Origin of the sequence: Oliverpabstia intestinalis (assembly GCF_009696065.1) — a bacterium.
In the GTDB taxonomy this organism is placed as follows: Bacteria; Bacillota; Clostridia; order Lachnospirales; family Lachnospiraceae; genus Oliverpabstia; species Oliverpabstia intestinalis.
Genome location: NZ_VUMS01000023.1, coordinates 1 through 16961 on the forward strand (window position 1 = coordinate 1; position 16961 = coordinate 16961).

The following is a 16961-nucleotide window of genomic DNA, read 5'->3' on the forward strand; positions in this document are numbered from 1 at the left end:
ATTTTAAAAAGAACTTTCGAGGAATGTGTTTCACTGTTCAGTTATCAAAGATCAGTTTTGCATTGCCGTTTGTCTCAAACAGCTTTGCTATTATATCATGTCGTTTCCTGCCTGTCAAGAACTTTTTTCAACTTTTTTGAAGTTGTTTTTGTTTCTCTCTTGCAACAACTTTGATATCTTATCACATCCAACCGGCTGTTGTCAAGAACTTTTTTTCATTTCTTTTTTATAGTTCTCTGTCAGACGCAACTCGCTTATGTTATCACGAGCCTTTTCAGATGTCAAGAACTTTTTTCATTTCTTTCCATCAACGCAGAAGGAGGGATTTGAACCCTCGCACGGCGCAAACCGTCTATACCCTTAGCAGGGGCACCTCTTCAGCCACTTGAGTACTTCTGCACGTCACTGATTACTCAGTGAGCAAAATCAATTATACTAAAACATTTTACATTTGTCAACGGTATTTTTTACATTTCTTCAAATTCTTTAATTGTTTCTTCGATTCGTTGTTTTACCATCGCCGCAATCTCCGTTGTCTTCATCCCCTGGTATTTTTCATACTGGATTGGCTCCAGAAAATGTACCTGTACCGTCAGCTTCTTAATAGAATTCGTATCAAAGGATTTGTACGAATCGATCAGAGCCACCGGCACGATGGGGCACTGGGCTTTGACTGCACTTTTAAAACTCCCGCCTTTAAAGTCCAGAAGCTGATTTCCCTTCCGGCTTCTGGTTCCCTCGGCAAAGATCAGATAGTTCCGGCCTTCTTTCACTTCTTCTGCTACCTGTTTGATCACCTGCAACCCCTGACGTAGATCATTTCGATCTAACGGAATGGCTTTCATGCAGGCAAAGACCTGTTTTAAGAACGGTACATTCTCCACTTCTTTTTTCATCACTACCGAAAACGGACGTGGGCAGACTTCGAGTATTGCCAACACATCATATAGCCCCTGATGGTTTGGAAAAAACATGAATCCATCCTGCTTCGGGATGTTTTCCACTCCATAGGCATCGATGGTGATACGACCGCCGATATTCGCCCGGCGGTCGATCATTTTTAATATCTGATATCTTTCTTCTTCGGTGTATTTTTCTACGTGGGCTGCCGTATAGCACAGTTTAAACCAGCCATACGGAACAAACCACAGATTCCGTAACACCATTAACAGAATTCGTTTCATTCTTCAGACTCCGTATCTTCCTGTTCGTTTACTTCTGTATTTTCTTCTTTTTCCCGTACTTTTGCGATACTCGCAACAGAAACTTTCTCATCCAGGTTCATCAGTTTGACACCAGATGTGATTCTTCCCAGAATTGAGATATCCGAGCAGGCAATCCGGATAATGATTCCTTCGGTGGTGATCATCATTACTTCATTGTCATCATTGACTGCCTTTACCCCTACCACATTACCGGTCTTTTCAGTAATCTTATAGCATTTCACACCTTTTCCGCCACGATTCTGTACGGAGAATTCGCTCATGGAGGTACGTTTACCCATACCTTTTTCCGATACGATCAGAAGGTAATCACCCTGGGAGCACAGCTGCATGCCGATGATTTCATCCCCGTCACTAAGGTTGATACCACGAACACCCATGGATACTCTTCCGGTGCTTCTGACATCCGTATCTTTAAAGCGGATACACTGACCGTATTTGGTTGCCAGAATGATATCTTTCTTGTTATCTGTGAATTTTACTTCGATCAGTTCATCGTCATCTTTCAGAGAGATAGCCGCAAGACCTGTCTTTCTGACATTTGCATAATCCTGGATCGGTGTTTTCTTCACGATACCGCTCTTGGTTGCCATGAACAGGTACTGACCCTGGCTGTAATCTTTCAGGGACAGAACCGCTGTGATCTTCTCGCCCGCCTGTAACTGTAACAGGTTGATGATTGCCGTACCACGGGCAGTTCTTCCTGCTTCCGGAATCTCATATGCTTTCAGGCGGTACACTTTACCCATGTTGGTAAAGAACATCAGATAATGATGGGTCGTTGTCATCAGCAGTTCATCGATATAATCGTCCTCGATAGTCTGCATACCCTTGATACCCTTGCCGCCACGGTTCTGGCTTCGGAAATTATCTACGGTCATTCGTTTGATATAGCCTAATTTTGTCATGGTAATGACGGTATTTTCATTCGGAATCATATCCTCCATGGAAATATCGAACTCGTCAAATCCGATGGCTGTCTTTCTCTCATCACCGTACTTTTCACTGATAGCAAGGATCTCCTCGCGTATCACGCGAAGCAGCAGATTTCTGTCTGCCAGGATGGCTTCCAGTCTGCGGATACGAGCCATCAGTTCTTTGTATTCTGCTTCCAATTTTTCTCTTTCCAGACCGGTCAGTGTACGAAGACGCATATCTACGATGGCCTGTGCCTGTGCATCGGAAAGTTCAAAACGTTCCATCAATCTGGCTTTTGCCACCTGAGTATTCTCAGAACCACGGATGATACGAATCACTTCATCGATATTATCCAACGCCTTTAAGAGCCCTTCCAGAATATGAGCACGTTCTCTTGCTTTGTTCAGATCGTACTGGGTTCTTCTGGTCACAACCTCTTCCTGATGAGCCAGATAATGTTTCAGTATCTCCATCAGATTCATGACCTTCGGCTGGTTGTTGACCAGTGCCAGCATGATCACACCAAAAGTATCCTGTAACTGCGTATGTTTATACAGTTTGTTTAACAGTACATTTGCATTGACATCTCTTCGCAGTTCGATGCAGATACGCATACCTTCTCTGCTGGAATGGTCATTCAAAGCGGTGATACCGTCTATTTTCTTTTCTTTTACCAGATCTGCGATTTTTTCGATCAGTCTGGCTTTGTTGACCAGATACGGAAGTTCCGTAACAATAATCTGGCTCTTTCCGTTTGGTAATGTCTCAATATTCGACACTGCGCGGACACGGATCTTGCCGCGGCCTGTCCGGTACGCTTCCTCGATACCTCTGGTTCCAAGGATCGTTGCTCCGGTTGGAAAGTCCGGTCCTTTTACAATCTTTAAGATCTCTTCGATCTCGGTATCCCGGTTTTCTTCCACGATATTATCAATGATCTTCACCACCGCAGCAATAATCTCTTTTAAGTTATGTGGCGGAATGTTGGTCGCCATACCTACCGCGATTCCGGAGGTACCGTTTACCAGAAGGTTCGGATAACGGGCCGGAAGTACCGTCGGCTCTTTTTCTGTTTCATCAAAGTTCGGAGCAAAGTCCACGGTATTTTTATTGATATCCGCAAGCATCTCCATGGAAATTTTACTCAGACGCGCCTCAGTATATCGCATGGCAGCCGCGCCGTCTCCATCCACAGAACCGAAGTTTCCATGGCCGTCAACCAGCGGATAACGGGTGGACCAGTCCTGTGCCATATTAACCAGGGCTCCATAGATAGAACTGTCACCGTGCGGATGATATTTACCCATGGTATCACCAACGATACGTGCGCATTTTCTGTGTGGTTTATCCGGACCGTTGTTCAATTCAATCATAGAGAACAGTACTCTTCGCTGTACCGGCTTTAATCCGTCTCTGACATCCGGCAGCGCACGGGATGCGATGACACTCATGGCATAATCGATATACGATTCTTCCATTGTCTTTTTCAGATCCACCTCATGAACCTTGTCAAAAATATTGTCTTCCATCTTTTTCTCCTATTCGTAACTGTTCAGTACCTTCAAGGAATATTTCTTACTGAACAGTTATCTTTTTCATCCTTTGGATTAAATATCAAGATTTTTAACTTTTAATGCATTTTCCTCTATGAACTCACGACGCGGTTCTACTTTATCTCCCATCAGAGTGGTAAAAGTAAGGTCAAGTTCCGATGAAGTCTCATCGTCCATGGTCACACGAAGAAGCACTCTTCGCTCCGGATCCATGGTGGTCTCCCACAGCTGATCCGCATCCATCTCACCCAGACCTTTGTATCGCTGGATCTTGTTGTTACCGTCTCTTCCGATCTCAGTCAGGATATTATCCAGTTCCTTATCGTCGTATGCATACCAGATTTTCTTATTTTTCTCAATTTTATACAGCGGTGGCTGCGCCAGATACACATATCCCTGTTTGATCAGTTCCGGCATAAAACGATACAGGAACGTCAACATCAGGGTAGCAATATGTGCACCGTCCACATCGGCATCGGTCATGATGATGATCTTGTGATACCGCAGTTTGGAAATATCGAAATCTTCATGGATACCGGTACCAAATGCAGTGATCATGGCTTTGATCTCCGCATTGCCGTAGATTCGATCCAGACGGGCTTTCTCCACATTCAGGATTTTTCCACGAAGCGGCAGGATCGCCTGGGTTGCACGGCTTCTCGCTGTCTTGGCAGAACCGCCGGCAGAATCCCCCTCTACGATGTAGATCTCACAGTTTTTGGGATCTTTATCCGTACAGTCTGCCAGTTTTCCCGGAAGAGACAATCCTTCCAGTGCAGATTTTCGTCTGGTCAGATCACGGGCTTTTCTCGCCGCATCTCTGGCACGTTGTGCCAGTACAGATTTGTCCACGATGGTTTTTGCCACAGACGGATTCTGCTCCAGAAAAATCTCCAGCGTTCTGCTTACCACCGCATCCACTGCACCTCTCGCCTCACTGTTACCCAGCTTCTGTTTTGTCTGTCCTTCAAACTGCGGTTCTTCAATTTTTACACTGATGATGGCGGTCAGACCCTCACGGATATCTTCCCCTGCCAGTTTTTCGTTTTCTTTTAACAGTTTGTTTTTCCTGGCATACTCATTAAAAGTCTTTGTCAATGCATTACGAAATCCAACTACATGGGTTCCGCCTTCCGGTGTGGTGATGTTATTAACAAATCCATAGGTGGTTTCATTGTAGGAATCGTTATGCTGCATCGCCACTTCCACCGCCACGCCGTCTTTGTTTCCCTCACAGTAGATAATTTCCGGATATAACGCTTCCTTACTACGATTTAAGTACGTAACGAATTCTTTGATTCCGCCCTCGTAATGAAACTCTTTGACCAGTTCCTTTTCTCCACGCTCATCAGTAAGACGGATTTTTAATCCTTTGGTCAAAAATGCCATCTCACGGAATCTCTGTTTCAGGGTATCAAAATCAAACACCGTTTCTTCAAAAATCTCTTTATCCGGCAGAAACGATACCATAGTTCCTGTTTTTTCCTGCTCACACTCTCCGATGACTTTTAATTTGTATATGGTTTTTCCCCGTTCATATCTCTGACGGTATACCTTGCCCTCATGGTAGATCGTAACTTCCAGCCACTCGGAAAGTGCATTGACTACGGATGCACCTACCCCATGAAGTCCTCCGGATACCTTGTATCCTCCACCGCCAAATTTTCCTCCTGCATGAAGGATGGTGAATACAACTTCCACGGCCGGAATCCCCGCTTTGTGATTGATTCCCACAGGGATACCCCTTCCGTTATCTATGACGGTAATGGAATTATCTTCCTGAATTTTGACATCGATTACATCACAAAATCCAGCCAGTGCCTCATCAACTGCATTATCTACAATCTCATAGACCAGATGATGAAGTCCGCGGATCGATGTACTTCCGATGTACATACCGGGTCTTTTTCTGACCGCTTCCAAACCTTCCAATATCTGGATTTGATCTGCTCCGTATTCTGTACTCATCCTTATCCTCCTAAATTTTTATTTAAAAATCAATTTTTCCTTCGGTCACCCGAAATACTCTGTCAATCGAAAAATTATTCTCGATCAGTTCATCCAGACCAGTACATGTGATCACCGTCTGGATATTGTGAATGCTCTGCAGCAGATAATTCTGCCTGCTGCTGTCAAGCTCCGACAACACATCGTCCAGAAGAAGGACCGGATGATCCTTCGTCACCTTTTCCACCAGATAGATTTCTGACATTTTTAAAGAAAGAGCTGCCGTACGCTGTTGCCCCTGAGAACCATACTTTCGAATATCGATTCCGTTGGTCTGTACACAAAAATCGTCTCTGTGAGGACCTACGGACGTCACACGGAAACGAAGATCTTTTTCTCTCGCACTCTGCAGTTTTTCTTCAAATACTTTCTCTTCCACATCCGGTTCATACAACAGCCGGATCTCTTCTTTCTTCCCGGTCAGGTTGCTGTGGATCTGCCGGATAATCTCTCCCAGTTCTTCCATAAACTGCCTTCTCAGAGAAATGATCTTCTTCCCGTAAGAAACCAGCTGCATATCCCACACATCCAACGTCTCCGTCAATCCGGGCTGAAAACCGATGTCTTTTAACAGCTTATTTCGCTGATTTAACACCTTATTATAACTCGTCAGCTCCTGTAAGTAAACTTTATTTAACTGACAAAGTTCCAAATCCATAAATCTTCTCCTCTCGGAAGGCCCGTTTTTGATGATATTCAGGTCTTCCGGAGAGAATGCCACAAGATTCACGATGCCGAAAAGTTCTGCTGCTTTCCTGATCGGAATCCCGTCGATGGCGATGCCTTTGGCTTTATTTTTTTTCAGATGCATATCGATCTTATGCGATACACCATCCTTCTTTACCATCATCCTGATATGTGACTCGTCCTGTTCAAACCGGATCATCTCTTTATCCTTACTTCCCCTGTGAGATTTTGTGGTTCCGCAAAGATAAACAGCCTCGAGCACATTTGTCTTCCCCTGAGCATTATCTCCATAAAGGATATTCGTCCCCGGGTCCAGAACAATAGACAGTTCCTCATAGTTTCGAAAATTTTTCAATTCCAACGATTCAATGTACATACTTTTTATTTTTCAATCCGCAGTTCCTGTCCGTCAAAAGAAACCACATCTCCGTCGTATAATTTTCGTCCTCGTCTTATGTCAACCTCGTTGTTTACCTTTACTAAACCATCCTGGATCACCAGTTTGGCTTCCACGCCGTCTTCCACCAGGTTCGCAGCTTTCAACGCCTGCCCGAGTTTGATATATTCGTCTCTCAGTTTAATTATTTCCATTTTTTCTCACTTTCTTACCGTGCGGTATTAAAATTCACCGGAAGAATCAGATAAATATAGGATTCTTCTTCGTTTTTGATGAAACAAGGAGCCTTTGGATTGACCAGATAAATAGAAATTTCTTCATCATCGATCACTTTCAGCGCGTCGATTAGAAACTTTGGATTGAATCCGATCATAATATCTTTTCCTTCTTTATCGATATCGATTTCTTCATTCATGGAACCCATCTGGGAATTGATGTTCAGCTGCATACCGGTATCATCGATCGTAATAATGATCGGTTTTTTGTCACCTTCTTTTACAAAAAGTGTGGCACGGTCGATACAATCGAGGAATTCCCGTTTATTAATCTTCACTTTTGTCTCATAATCGCTGGAAAGCATCTGATCGATCCGGAAATATTCTCCTTCGATTAGTCTGGAAACAACTACTGTATCATCAAATTCAAAAACAATATGATTGTCTGTAAAGAAAATCTTTACCTGATCTTCTACTTCACCCGAAAGGATCTTGCTGATTTCATTTAATGTCTTTCCAGGAACGACAACCTTTCTTGAAGGGTAATTATTTTTCAATTCAATTTTCCGAATAGCGATCCGGTGACCGTCCAGTGAAACTACTTTCAAGATATTTTCTTTCATTTCAAAGAGTTCGCCGGTCATTAGTTTGTTATTTTCATTTGCTGCAATTGAGAATATTGTCTGACGAATCACCTCTTTTAATGTAAACTGCGAGATTTCAATACCTTCGCTACGTTCAATAACTGGCAGATAAGCGAAATCATCTCCAGATTTTCCTGGAATTGTGAATTTTGCTTTTTCACAGGTAATTGTTGTATTCAGGTTAGTATCTGTTTGAATGCAGACATCACTGTCCGGAAGTTTACGGATAATATCAGAAAAAAGTTTTGCATCAAGAGCAACAATACCTTTTTCTTCAATGATACCTTTCACTTTTGTTTCAATACCCAGTTCCATATCATTAGAGGTAAAAGTGATTTCCGTTGCAGAAGCATCTATCAGAATACATTCTAGAATGGGCATGGTTGTTTTAGAAGAAACAGCCTTCAGTGAAATGTTGACGCTCTTTAATAATTCGTTTTTGGCACAGATTAATTTCATAATGTGAATAACTTCCTTCCCTGAACCCGAGGGCTCATGTATAAAAAAATAATAAGAAATTCGTAGTATTCGTAGTAGAGGCTGTGAAAATGTGTAAAAGCAGTATCAGCCCCGAAAATATAAGGAATTTTCCATTGGATAACTGTGTGCATCCTGTAGAAGATGCCTGTGTATGATTTGTGGATGCCCGAAGCCCGATTACTTTGTCCACACAACATACACAGGGAATTCACAAACAGAATGTGGATAACTCATACTTTCTAGGAAGGGCATTTAATTTCCCGGCTGAAGCTTTTTCTTCAGAATTTCAATTGCTTTTTGAGTTGTCTGTGAATTCTGTAATTCCTGTTCGATTTTGTCGCAACCGTGCATGATAGTTGTATGATCACGATTTCCCATACACTGACCGATGGATTTCAGCGGAATATTGGCCAGCTCACGGCAAAGATACATGGCAATCTGCCGAGGATAGACGACTTTACTGTTTCTTTTTGTACCAATAATATCCTCCGGTGTGATGTCATAATGTTCGGCCACAGCATTGATGATATATTCCGGAGTGATGATCTTCTTATCATTTGGAGAGATGATATCTTTCAGTACGGTTTCGGCCAGCTCCATCGTAACTTCCCGTTTTTCCAGGTTTGCATAAGCGATAATTTTATTTAAAGATCCTTCCAGTTCACGAATATTGGACTTAATGTTCTTGGCAATATATTCAATAATGGAATCATCCAGGTTGTAACCGTCCATTTCTTCTTTTTTCCGGAGAATCGCAACACGGGTCTCGTAGTCAGGAGAAGAAATATCAGCCAACAGTCCCCATTCAAAACGAGAACGGATACGATCTTCGAGAATTTCCATATCTTTTGGTGGTTTATCACTGGAGATAATGATCTGTTTTTTAGCACTGTGCAGAGCATTAAAGGTATGGAAAAATTCTTCCTGTGTAGATTCTTTTCCGATGATGAACTGGATATCATCGATCAGTAAAACATCGATGTTTCGGTACTTTTCACGGAATTTTGTCATTGCGGTATTGTTACCGTTTCGGATTGCTTCGATCAGTTCATTTGTGAATTCCTCACTGGTGGTATACAGAATCTTGGTGGAAGGATTTCTTTCTAATATAAAGTGTGCAACGGAATGCATCAGATGAGTCTTTCCAAGACCAACACCTCCATATAAAAAGAGAGGATTGTAGATTTCTCCCGGAGATTCTGCCACGGCCAGGGATGCAGCATGGGCAAATTTGTTGTTGCTTCCGACGACAAAGGTATCGAAGGTGTATTTTGGATTCAGGTTTGCTATTTCCATGCTGGTATTATAATTAGTAGAAACAGGGACGTCTTTTTCTACATTTTGTATATCTTCCGGCAGGACGAACTTAATGTCGTAGTCGGACCCGGTTAGTTCTGAAATAGCAACTTTCAGTGGGAGGGCGTACTTTTTGCTGATATAGTTAAGTCCAACCTGCTGAGAAGGAACCAGTATGGTAACCACCTGGTCATCGATACTGTGAATCGTCAGCGGTTTTAACCAGGTTTTAAAAGAGACATCTGATAATTCGTGTTCTGTCTTTACTGTTTCCAATATTTCGTCCCATTTTTCGTAAATAATGTTCATGATTTCCTCCATAAGTGCAAGGCAGCTGATAGAACGAGCTACTTTCTCTACCATATCTTATAATAAAATGTGGATTTTAGCAACGACTAAATGTGGATAAGTCGATAAAAAAACAAAGGACAAATACTTATCCCGTGGATAAATAAAAAGGCAGCGGAAGTTATGCACATAGAAAAAGACAGAAAAACAGGGAATTATGGGAATTGTCCAAAATGTATACACATCAAATACAGTAGTTATCCACAAGTTATCCACATCGGGTGGATAACTTACGTAAACCATGTGTACAGTCGGTGTAAAGATGTGTGTAACCGAATATGGGAATCAGCAGTGTTCTATCCAGGGCAGTATTATCTGCGGGAACAGCAGGAGCAGGAGATACTTATTTTAGCAATAAATTGAAAAAAATCAGGAAAAAACGGCGATTTTACTTGACGTAGCATTTATTTATGAATATAATTGAAACGATGTTTTCTGACATACATGAAAAGACGATCATAACCGAATAATGGATATTAAAGGAGGTGCCTTAGATATGAAAATGACATTTCAGCCGAAAAAGAGATCCAGAGCAAAAGTTCACGGATTCAGAGCAAGAATGAGTACAAAAGGTGGCAGAAAAGTACTGGCTGCCAGAAGATTAAAAGGAAGAAAAAGCTTATCAGCATAAGACATAAGACCGCATACATTGTGGTCTTTTCTTCTATCTAAAAGATTTAAAAAAATTTTCTTTAAAGGTAAGGAATTTCTATGAAATATAAAGATGCAGAGAGCTTAAAAAAGAACAGAGATTTTCAGCTGGTATATAAAACAGGAACATCTTATGTAAATAAATATTTAGTCATGTATGCAAGAGAGAATCAGCTGGGGAAAAACAGAATCGGAATCTCCGTCAGTAAAAAAGTGGGCAACAGTGTAGTGCGCCACCGGCTCTGCAGACTGGTAAGAGAAAGTTACCGGCTGCATGAGGATGTATTTCGTAGAGGGTTTGATATTGTTGTGGTAGCCCGCGTGAGTGCAAAAGAGAGAACGTTTCGTGAGATTGAGAGTGCATTCCTACACCTTGGCAGGTTACATCACCTTGTAGAAAAGGAAGAACATGAAAGCAATATTGATTAAAGGAATCAGATTCTACCAGAAATATATTTCCCCTTTAAAGAGTACCAAGTGTCCTTATTTTCCGTCCTGTTCGCAGTACGGACTGGAGGCAATTGAAAAATACGGAGCGTTTAAGGGCTCTCTTTTAGCGCTATGGAGGATCTTACGGTGTAATCCGTTCTCCAAAGGCGGAGTGGATCCGGTTCCGTAGATTGATGTAATGGGAATTACATTTAAGGAGGAAACATAATTGAATATCGTAATGACGAAGGTTTCGATGCCTATTATCGGATGGGTAAGTGAAATTCTGGGATGGATGATCAATGTGATATACAGCGGTCTTGAACTGATCGGGATCACAAACATCGGTTTGTCCATTATTTTATTTACACTGGTTGTATATCTTCTGATGACTCCGTTGCAGATCAAACAGCAGAAATTTTCCAAGTTAAATGCTGTTATGCAGCCTGAGATCCAGAAGATCCAGAAGAAATACAATGGTAAAAAAGACCAGGATTCTATGATGAAGCAGAATGAGGAGATCAGTGCTGTATATCAGAAATATGGTGTATCTCCAACAGGAAGCTGCGTACAGCTGTTGGTTCAGATGCCGGTTCTGCTGGCTTTGTACCAGGTAATCTATCACATTCCTGGATATATCTCCGGAGTAAGAAACGTATTTACCGGACTGACCGCAAAGATAATGTCTGTCGATGGATTTGGCAGTATCATCAGTCAGTTCTTAACCGACAACAAGATCACAATGACCGGAATCTCAGCCAATACAGAATTTACCAAGACAACAACGATTGATTTTCTGTACAAACTGTCCCCGTCACAGCTGGAAAAATTCTCACAAATCAGCGATTTCAGCGGATTTTCCGATCTGTTCGATAAAGTAGCGCAGCAGACCAGCCATATGAATACGTTCCTGAACCTGAATATCTCAGACACCCCGCTTGCCATCATCAAGAGCGGTATGGCACAGGGCGGAGCAGCAGGATACCTTCTGGTATTTTCCGCTGCCATGGTTCCGATCCTTGCATGGCTGACACAGTGGATGAACTACAAACTGATGCCACAGCCACAGCAGGCAGCGAACAGTGAACCGAGTGCAATGGAAGCTTCTATGAAGAGCATGAATACGTTCATGCCGATCATGTCTGCCGTATTCTGTTTCTCTTTCCCGGTAGGTATCGGTATTTACTGGGTAATCGGTGCTGTGATCCGTTGTATCCAGCAGCTGGTGATCAACCGTAAGATGGAGCAGATGGATATGGAAGACCTGGTTCGCCGGAATCAGGAAAAGATGAAGAAAAAGATGGAAAAAAGAGGTGTGTCTGCACAGCAGATCAACCAGCAGGCAAGAATGAATGCAAGAAACATTCAGGCACCTGATAAAACATCCGGTCTGAGTCAGGAAGAAAAAGCTGCACAGAGAAAGAAAGCAACGGAATATTATAATAACGCCAATGTAAAACCGGGCAGCCTTGCTGCCAAGGCAAACATGGTAAAACAGTTTGATGAAAAGAACACAAAGAAGAAATAGGGGGAGAAAGGGCTATGGAATTCAAAGAGATTACTGCGAAAACCGTTGATGAAGCCATCACAAAGGCTTGTCTGGAGTTTGAAACTTCCAGTGATAACTTAGAGATTCAGGTTGTCCAGGAGGGTACTTCCGGTTTCTTGGGATTTATCGGCAGCAAACCTGCCGTGATTAAAGTTCGTAAAAAGGTGCAGGAAGAAGAGTTTGACATCTTAAAAGAGCTTGCAAAAGAAGAGAAAAAGGAAAAGAAAGCCCCTGTTAAGGAAGAAAAGAAAGAACCCAAAAAAGAAATCAAAAAAGAAACGAAACCGGTAAAAGAGCAGAAAAAAGGAACTGTCACAAAAACACAGACAGAGAACAAGGAAGTAAAACCGGTGGCAAAAGAAGCGCAGCCGAAGCCGGAACCGAGAAAACCGGTTGTCCGTACCGAAGAACAGGTACAGCAGATGAAACAGGATGCAGAAAAATTTCTGACCGGCGTATTTGGTGCAATGGAACTTCCGGTGGAGATTACCATGAACTATGATAAGACCGCCGACTGCCTGGAAATTGATTTTGCCGGAGAGGATATGGGTATTCTGATCGGTAAGAGAGGACAGACACTGGATTCTCTGCAGTATCTGACCAGCCTGGTTGTCAACAAAGAGCAGCAGGACTATGTCAGGGTGAAAGTAGACACAGAAAACTACAGAAGCCGCAGAAAAGACACGCTGGAAAACCTGGCAAAGAACATTGCTTTCAAAGTGCGTAAAACAAGAAAGCCGGTAGTGTTAGAACCAATGAATCCTTATGAGAGAAGAATCATCCATTCTGCACTGCAGGGAAACAAGTACGTGGAAACATACAGTGAGGGCAATGAACCTTACCGTCATGTAGTAGTTGTTTATAAAGGTAAATAAGTTGTTGAATGGAAAAGATGTTATTTCACGGGGTGTGAGTAGCATCTTTTCCTGCTTTAAGAAGAATATAATGCTCTGAAAGGAGTAGGACAGAGATGACAGGAGATACGATTGCAGCAATTGCCACAGCGATGAGTGCTTCAGGAATCGGTATTATCCGTATCAGCGGTGACGATAGCATGGAGATCATCAGCAAAGTATACCGCTCAAAGGGCGGAAAAAAGCAGATAAAAGAAGCCGAAAGCCATACGATTCATTATGGATTTATCTATGACAACGATACAATGATCGATGAAGTCCTGGTGATGATCATGAAGGGGCCGAGAAGTTACACCGGAGAAGACACCGTGGAGATTGATTGTCATGGCGGTGTCCTGGCGATGAAAAAGGTTCTTGAAGCGGTGATACATGCAGGGGCAAGACCTGCGGAACCAGGAGAATTTACCAAGCGAGCTTTCTTAAACGGAAGGATCGACCTGTCTCAGGCGGAGGCGGTCATCGATGTGATCCAGGCGAAGAATGAGTATGCACTGAAAAGCTCGTTAAGCCAGCTGAAAGGTTCTGTCTTAACATCTATTAAAGAGATCCGAAGCAGTATCCTGTACCATATTGCATATATCGAATCCGCACTTGACGACCCGGAACATATCAGTCTGGACGGGTACAGTGAGAAACTTGCGCAGACCGTAGAAAAAGAAAAAAAGAAGATTCGTTGTCTGGCGGATTCCTTTGATGAAGGAAAGATGATCAGGGAAGGTATCCGGACGGTGATCGTAGGAAAACCAAATGCGGGAAAATCTTCTCTGTTAAATTATCTGGTGGGAGAAGAAAAAGCTATTGTAACAGATATAGCAGGGACAACGAGGGATGTTCTGGAAGAGACTATCATGCTGCAGGGAATCTCTCTTCGGATGATGGATACGGCAGGAATCCGGGCAACGGAAGATGTTGTGGAAAAGATCGGTGTGGAGAGAGCCAGGGCTTACGCAAAAGACGCGGATCTGGTATTATATGTGGTGGATTCCTCCATTCCGTTAGATGAAAATGATGAGGAAATTCTGGAGATTCTCCGGGAGAAAAAAGCAATCATTCTGTTAAATAAGAGTGATCTGACTCCGGTGGTAACGAAAGAAATGCTGGAGGCACGTACAGACATGCCGGTAATAGCAATCTCCGCAAGACAGGAACAGGGTGTGGAAATTCTGGAAGAACAGATCAAATCCATGTTCTTTGCAGGAGAATTATCCTTTAACGATGAAGTATATATTACAAATGTCCGCCATAAGACAGCGCTCGAGGAAGCATATCAGAGCCTTACAATGGTGGAAAAAAGCATTGCCATGGAGATGCCGGAAGATTTCTTTTCCATCGATCTGATGAACGCATATGAAGCGTTGGGAAGGATTGTGGGAGAGTCAGTGGGTGAGGATCTGGTCAATGAGATCTTCAGCAAGTTCTGTACCGGCAAGTAAGAGTGGTAGAAGGAGAAAGAAATGAACAAACTGGTGGAATATATAGATGTTGCAGTAATCGGAGCCGGACATGCGGGCTGCGAGGCATCACTGGCAGCAGCCAGACTGGGGCTTGAGACTATGGTATTTACCGTCAGTGTGGACAGCATCGCAATGATGCCGTGTAACCCGAATATCGGAGGAAGTTCCAAAGGACATCTGGTAAAAGAAATCGATGCACTGGGCGGAGAGATGGGAAAAGTCATTGATAAAACATTTATCCAGTCCAAGATGTTAAACAAATCCAAAGGACCGGCGGTACATTCCCTGCGTGCCCAGGCAGACAAGAAAAATTACAGCAATACCATGCGTCAGGTACTGGAGAATACACCACATCTGACGATCAAACAGGCGGAAGTGACGGAACTGATTATAGAAGATGGTACGATTAAGGGAGTAAAAACATATTCCGGCGCAACGTATTATGCAAAGGCAGTTGTTCTGTGTACCGGAACGTATCTGAAGGCGAGATGCATCTATGGAGATGTAAGTAATTATACCGGTCCGAACGGACTGCAGGCGGCCAATTACCTGACGGACTCTCTGAAAGCGAACGGTGTGGAGATGTTCCGTTTCAAGACCGGAACACCGGCACGTATCGATAAACGGTCGATCGATTTTTCGAAGATGGAAGAGCAGAAAGGGGATGAGAGAGTTGTTCCGTTTTCTTTCTCCACTGATCCGGAAAGCGTTCAGATCGATCAGGTATCCTGTTGGCTGACCTATACCAATGAGAAAACTCATGAGATCATCCGGGAAAATCTGGATCGCTCTCCGCTATATTCCGGTATGATCGAAGGAACCGGTCCACGATATTGTCCGTCCATCGAAGATAAAGTGGTCAGATTTGCAGATAAATCCAGACATCAGGTATTTATCGAACCGGAAGGGCTGAACACAAATGAAATGTATGTTGGCGGTATGTCAAGTTCTCTGCCGGAGGATGTCCAGTATGACATGTACCGCTCCGTACCGGGACTTGAACATGCGAAAATCGTGAGAAATGCTTACGCGATCGAGTATGACTGTATCAACCCGAGACAGCTGATGCCGACACTGGAATTTAAAAATATCAAAAATCTGTTCAGCGGCGGACAGTTTAACGGAAGTTCAGGCTATGAAGAGGCAGCTGCGCAGGGGCTGATCGCGGGTATCAACGCGGCATTGAAAGTCAAAGGTGAGGAACTGCTGGTACTTGATCGATCCGAAGCTTATATCGGAGTATTGATCGACGACCTGGTAACAAAAGAAAACCATGAGCCATATCGTATGATGACAAGCCGCGCCGAGTATCGTCTGCTGCTTCGCCAGGACAATGCAGATCTCAGACTCCGGGAAAAAGGCTACCGTGTCGGACTGATCAGCAAAGAACAGTATCAGGATATCCTGAAGAAAGAACAGCTGATCAAAGAAGAAATCGAACGGGTGGAACACGTAAATGTAGGAGCATCGAGACCGGTTCAGGAACTCCTTGAACAGTATGGAAGTACACCGCTGACTTCAGGATCCACTCTGGGTGAACTGATCCGCCGTCCGGAACTGAACTACGAAGTGCTGGCACCAATCGATAAAAACCGTCCGGAACTCCGCTATGACATCCGGGAACAGGTCAATATCAACATCAAGTATGATGGATATATCACCCGTCAGTTAAAACAGGTGGAACAGTTCAAAAAACTGGAAAGCAAAAAGATCCCGGAAGATATGGATTATGATCAGGTCAAGAGTCTGCGTATCGAAGCCGTACAGAAATTAAAACTGTACCGCCCGGTAAGCATCGGCCAGGCCTCCCGTATCGCAGGGGTATCTCCGGCGGATGTATCGGTGCTGCTGGTATATCTGGAAAGTCATCGCGCGTAAAATGAGATATGTGTGTGGCAGCAGAAGTTTCTGCTGCCGCCTGCCTTAGAGCGTGTCTGAAAAATCATTTCCGCAATCTGCAAGCCCCACTTTGCGGTATATTTTACCCTCATTCGGTTGCCGTAGCCCGCTACGCCGCCCTCATTCGGATAAAATCTCCCACAAACTGGGACTCGCAGCTCACGAAAAGCCTTTTTCAAACACGCTCTAACGCAGATGAAAGAAGTATGAAAAAAATGTAAGATAAGAAGTAACTATTCAGCAGGTAGTAACTGTGAATGTACTGGACTACTGGACAGTTACGATAAGAAAAGAAAG

The 16961-nt window shown here is 43.3% G+C and carries 15 protein-coding genes, 1 tRNA gene and 1 pseudogene; 8 read left to right on the forward strand and 9 right to left on the reverse strand.

Annotated features, from left to right (window positions below; genetic code table 11):
• Positions 1 to 311: 311 nt before the first annotated feature.
• The 8 genes from FYJ57_RS11480 to dnaA all read right to left on the reverse strand — a co-directional run bounded on the left by FYJ57_RS11480 (position 312) and on the right by dnaA (position 9729).
• Positions 312 to 399: transfer RNA gene (locus FYJ57_RS11480), tRNA-Ser, on the reverse strand.
• Positions 400 to 467: 68 nt separating this feature from the next.
• On the reverse strand, positions 468 to 1184 hold the full coding sequence (locus FYJ57_RS11485) for a lysophospholipid acyltransferase family protein (protein WP_154432752.1): 717 nt from the start codon (positions 1182 to 1184) through the stop codon (positions 468 to 470).
• The gene (gyrA, locus tag FYJ57_RS11490; protein WP_154432753.1) at positions 1181 to 3670 is read right to left on the reverse strand and encodes a DNA gyrase subunit A; all 2490 of its coding nucleotides are present in this window, start codon (positions 3668 to 3670) and stop codon (positions 1181 to 1183) included. Before gyrA ends, FYJ57_RS11485 begins: the two co-directional genes overlap by 4 nt.
• A 78-nt stretch (positions 3671 to 3748) precedes the next feature.
• The gene (gene gyrB / locus FYJ57_RS11495; RefSeq protein WP_154432754.1) at positions 3749 to 5662 is read right to left on the reverse strand and encodes a DNA topoisomerase (ATP-hydrolyzing) subunit B; all 1914 of its coding nucleotides are present in this window, start codon (positions 5660 to 5662) and stop codon (positions 3749 to 3751) included.
• Between the two features lie 22 nt (positions 5663 to 5684).
• The gene (gene recF, locus FYJ57_RS11500) at positions 5685 to 6764 is read right to left on the reverse strand and encodes a DNA replication/repair protein RecF (protein WP_118568321.1); all 1080 of its coding nucleotides are present in this window, start codon (positions 6762 to 6764) and stop codon (positions 5685 to 5687) included.
• A gap of 5 nt (positions 6765 to 6769) precedes the next feature.
• Positions 6770 to 6979: an RNA-binding S4 domain-containing protein gene (locus tag FYJ57_RS11505; protein WP_022171427.1), complete on the reverse strand. Its 210-nt coding sequence runs from the start codon at positions 6977 to 6979 to the stop codon at positions 6770 to 6772.
• Between the two features lie 14 nt (positions 6980 to 6993).
• Positions 6994 to 8103: a DNA polymerase III subunit beta gene (gene dnaN / locus FYJ57_RS11510; RefSeq protein WP_154432755.1), complete on the reverse strand. Its 1110-nt coding sequence runs from the start codon at positions 8101 to 8103 to the stop codon at positions 6994 to 6996.
• Between the two features lie 273 nt (positions 8104 to 8376).
• Positions 8377 to 9729: a chromosomal replication initiator protein DnaA gene (gene dnaA, locus FYJ57_RS11515; protein ID WP_154432756.1), complete on the reverse strand. Its 1353-nt coding sequence runs from the start codon at positions 9727 to 9729 to the stop codon at positions 8377 to 8379.
• Between the two features lie 535 nt (positions 9730 to 10264).
• Between dnaA and rpmH the strand changes: the two genes are divergently transcribed.
• The 7 genes from rpmH to mnmG all read left to right on the forward strand — a co-directional run bounded on the left by rpmH (position 10265) and on the right by mnmG (position 16643).
• Positions 10265 to 10399 carry a 50S ribosomal protein L34 gene (rpmH, locus tag FYJ57_RS11520; protein WP_022171424.1) on the forward strand — a complete coding sequence of 45 codons (135 nt, stop codon included), beginning with the start codon at positions 10265 to 10267 and terminating at the stop codon, positions 10397 to 10399.
• 80 nt (positions 10400 to 10479) lie between these two features.
• Positions 10480 to 10848, forward strand: a complete 369-nt coding sequence (gene rnpA, locus FYJ57_RS11525) for a ribonuclease P protein component (RefSeq protein WP_022171423.1) — start codon at positions 10480 to 10482, stop codon at positions 10846 to 10848.
• Positions 10829 to 11038 carry a membrane protein insertion efficiency factor YidD gene (gene yidD, locus FYJ57_RS11530; RefSeq protein ID WP_106492082.1) on the forward strand — a complete coding sequence of 70 codons (210 nt, stop codon included), beginning with the start codon at positions 10829 to 10831 and terminating at the stop codon, positions 11036 to 11038. Before rnpA ends, yidD begins: the two co-directional genes overlap by 20 nt.
• Positions 11039 to 11077: 39 nt before the next feature.
• Positions 11078 to 12376, forward strand: coding sequence for a YidC/Oxa1 family membrane protein insertase (locus tag FYJ57_RS11535; protein WP_235904569.1), 1299 nt, complete (start codon positions 11078 to 11080; stop codon positions 12374 to 12376).
• A 14-nt stretch (positions 12377 to 12390) separates the two neighbouring features.
• Positions 12391 to 13272 carry an RNA-binding cell elongation regulator Jag/EloR gene (gene jag, locus FYJ57_RS11540; RefSeq protein ID WP_154432757.1) on the forward strand — a complete coding sequence of 294 codons (882 nt, stop codon included), beginning with the start codon at positions 12391 to 12393 and terminating at the stop codon, positions 13270 to 13272.
• 95 nt (positions 13273 to 13367) lie between these two features.
• Entirely contained in the window at positions 13368 to 14744 is a 1377-nt protein-coding gene (gene mnmE, locus FYJ57_RS11545; RefSeq protein ID WP_154432758.1) for a tRNA uridine-5-carboxymethylaminomethyl(34) synthesis GTPase MnmE, read from the forward strand.
• A 21-nt stretch (positions 14745 to 14765) separates the two neighbouring features.
• Complete coding sequence (mnmG, locus tag FYJ57_RS11550) at positions 14766 to 16643, forward strand: tRNA uridine-5-carboxymethylaminomethyl(34) synthesis enzyme MnmG (protein ID WP_154432759.1); 1878 nt, start codon at positions 14766 to 14768, stop codon at positions 16641 to 16643.
• Here the strand turns inward: mnmG and FYJ57_RS16330 are convergent.
• Positions 16631 to 16783: pseudogene (locus FYJ57_RS16330) on the reverse strand (DUF6783 domain-containing protein); the annotation flags it as partial. The gene mnmG and the pseudogene FYJ57_RS16330 overlap by 13 nt on opposite strands.
• Between FYJ57_RS16330 and FYJ57_RS16335 the strand changes: the two are divergent.
• A complete protein-coding gene (locus FYJ57_RS16335; protein ID WP_328597481.1) occupies positions 16742 to 16885 on the forward strand; it encodes a DUF6783 domain-containing protein in 144 nt (47 codons plus the stop codon). The pseudogene FYJ57_RS16330 and the gene FYJ57_RS16335 overlap by 42 nt on opposite strands.
• Positions 16886 to 16961: the final 76 nt, after the last annotated feature.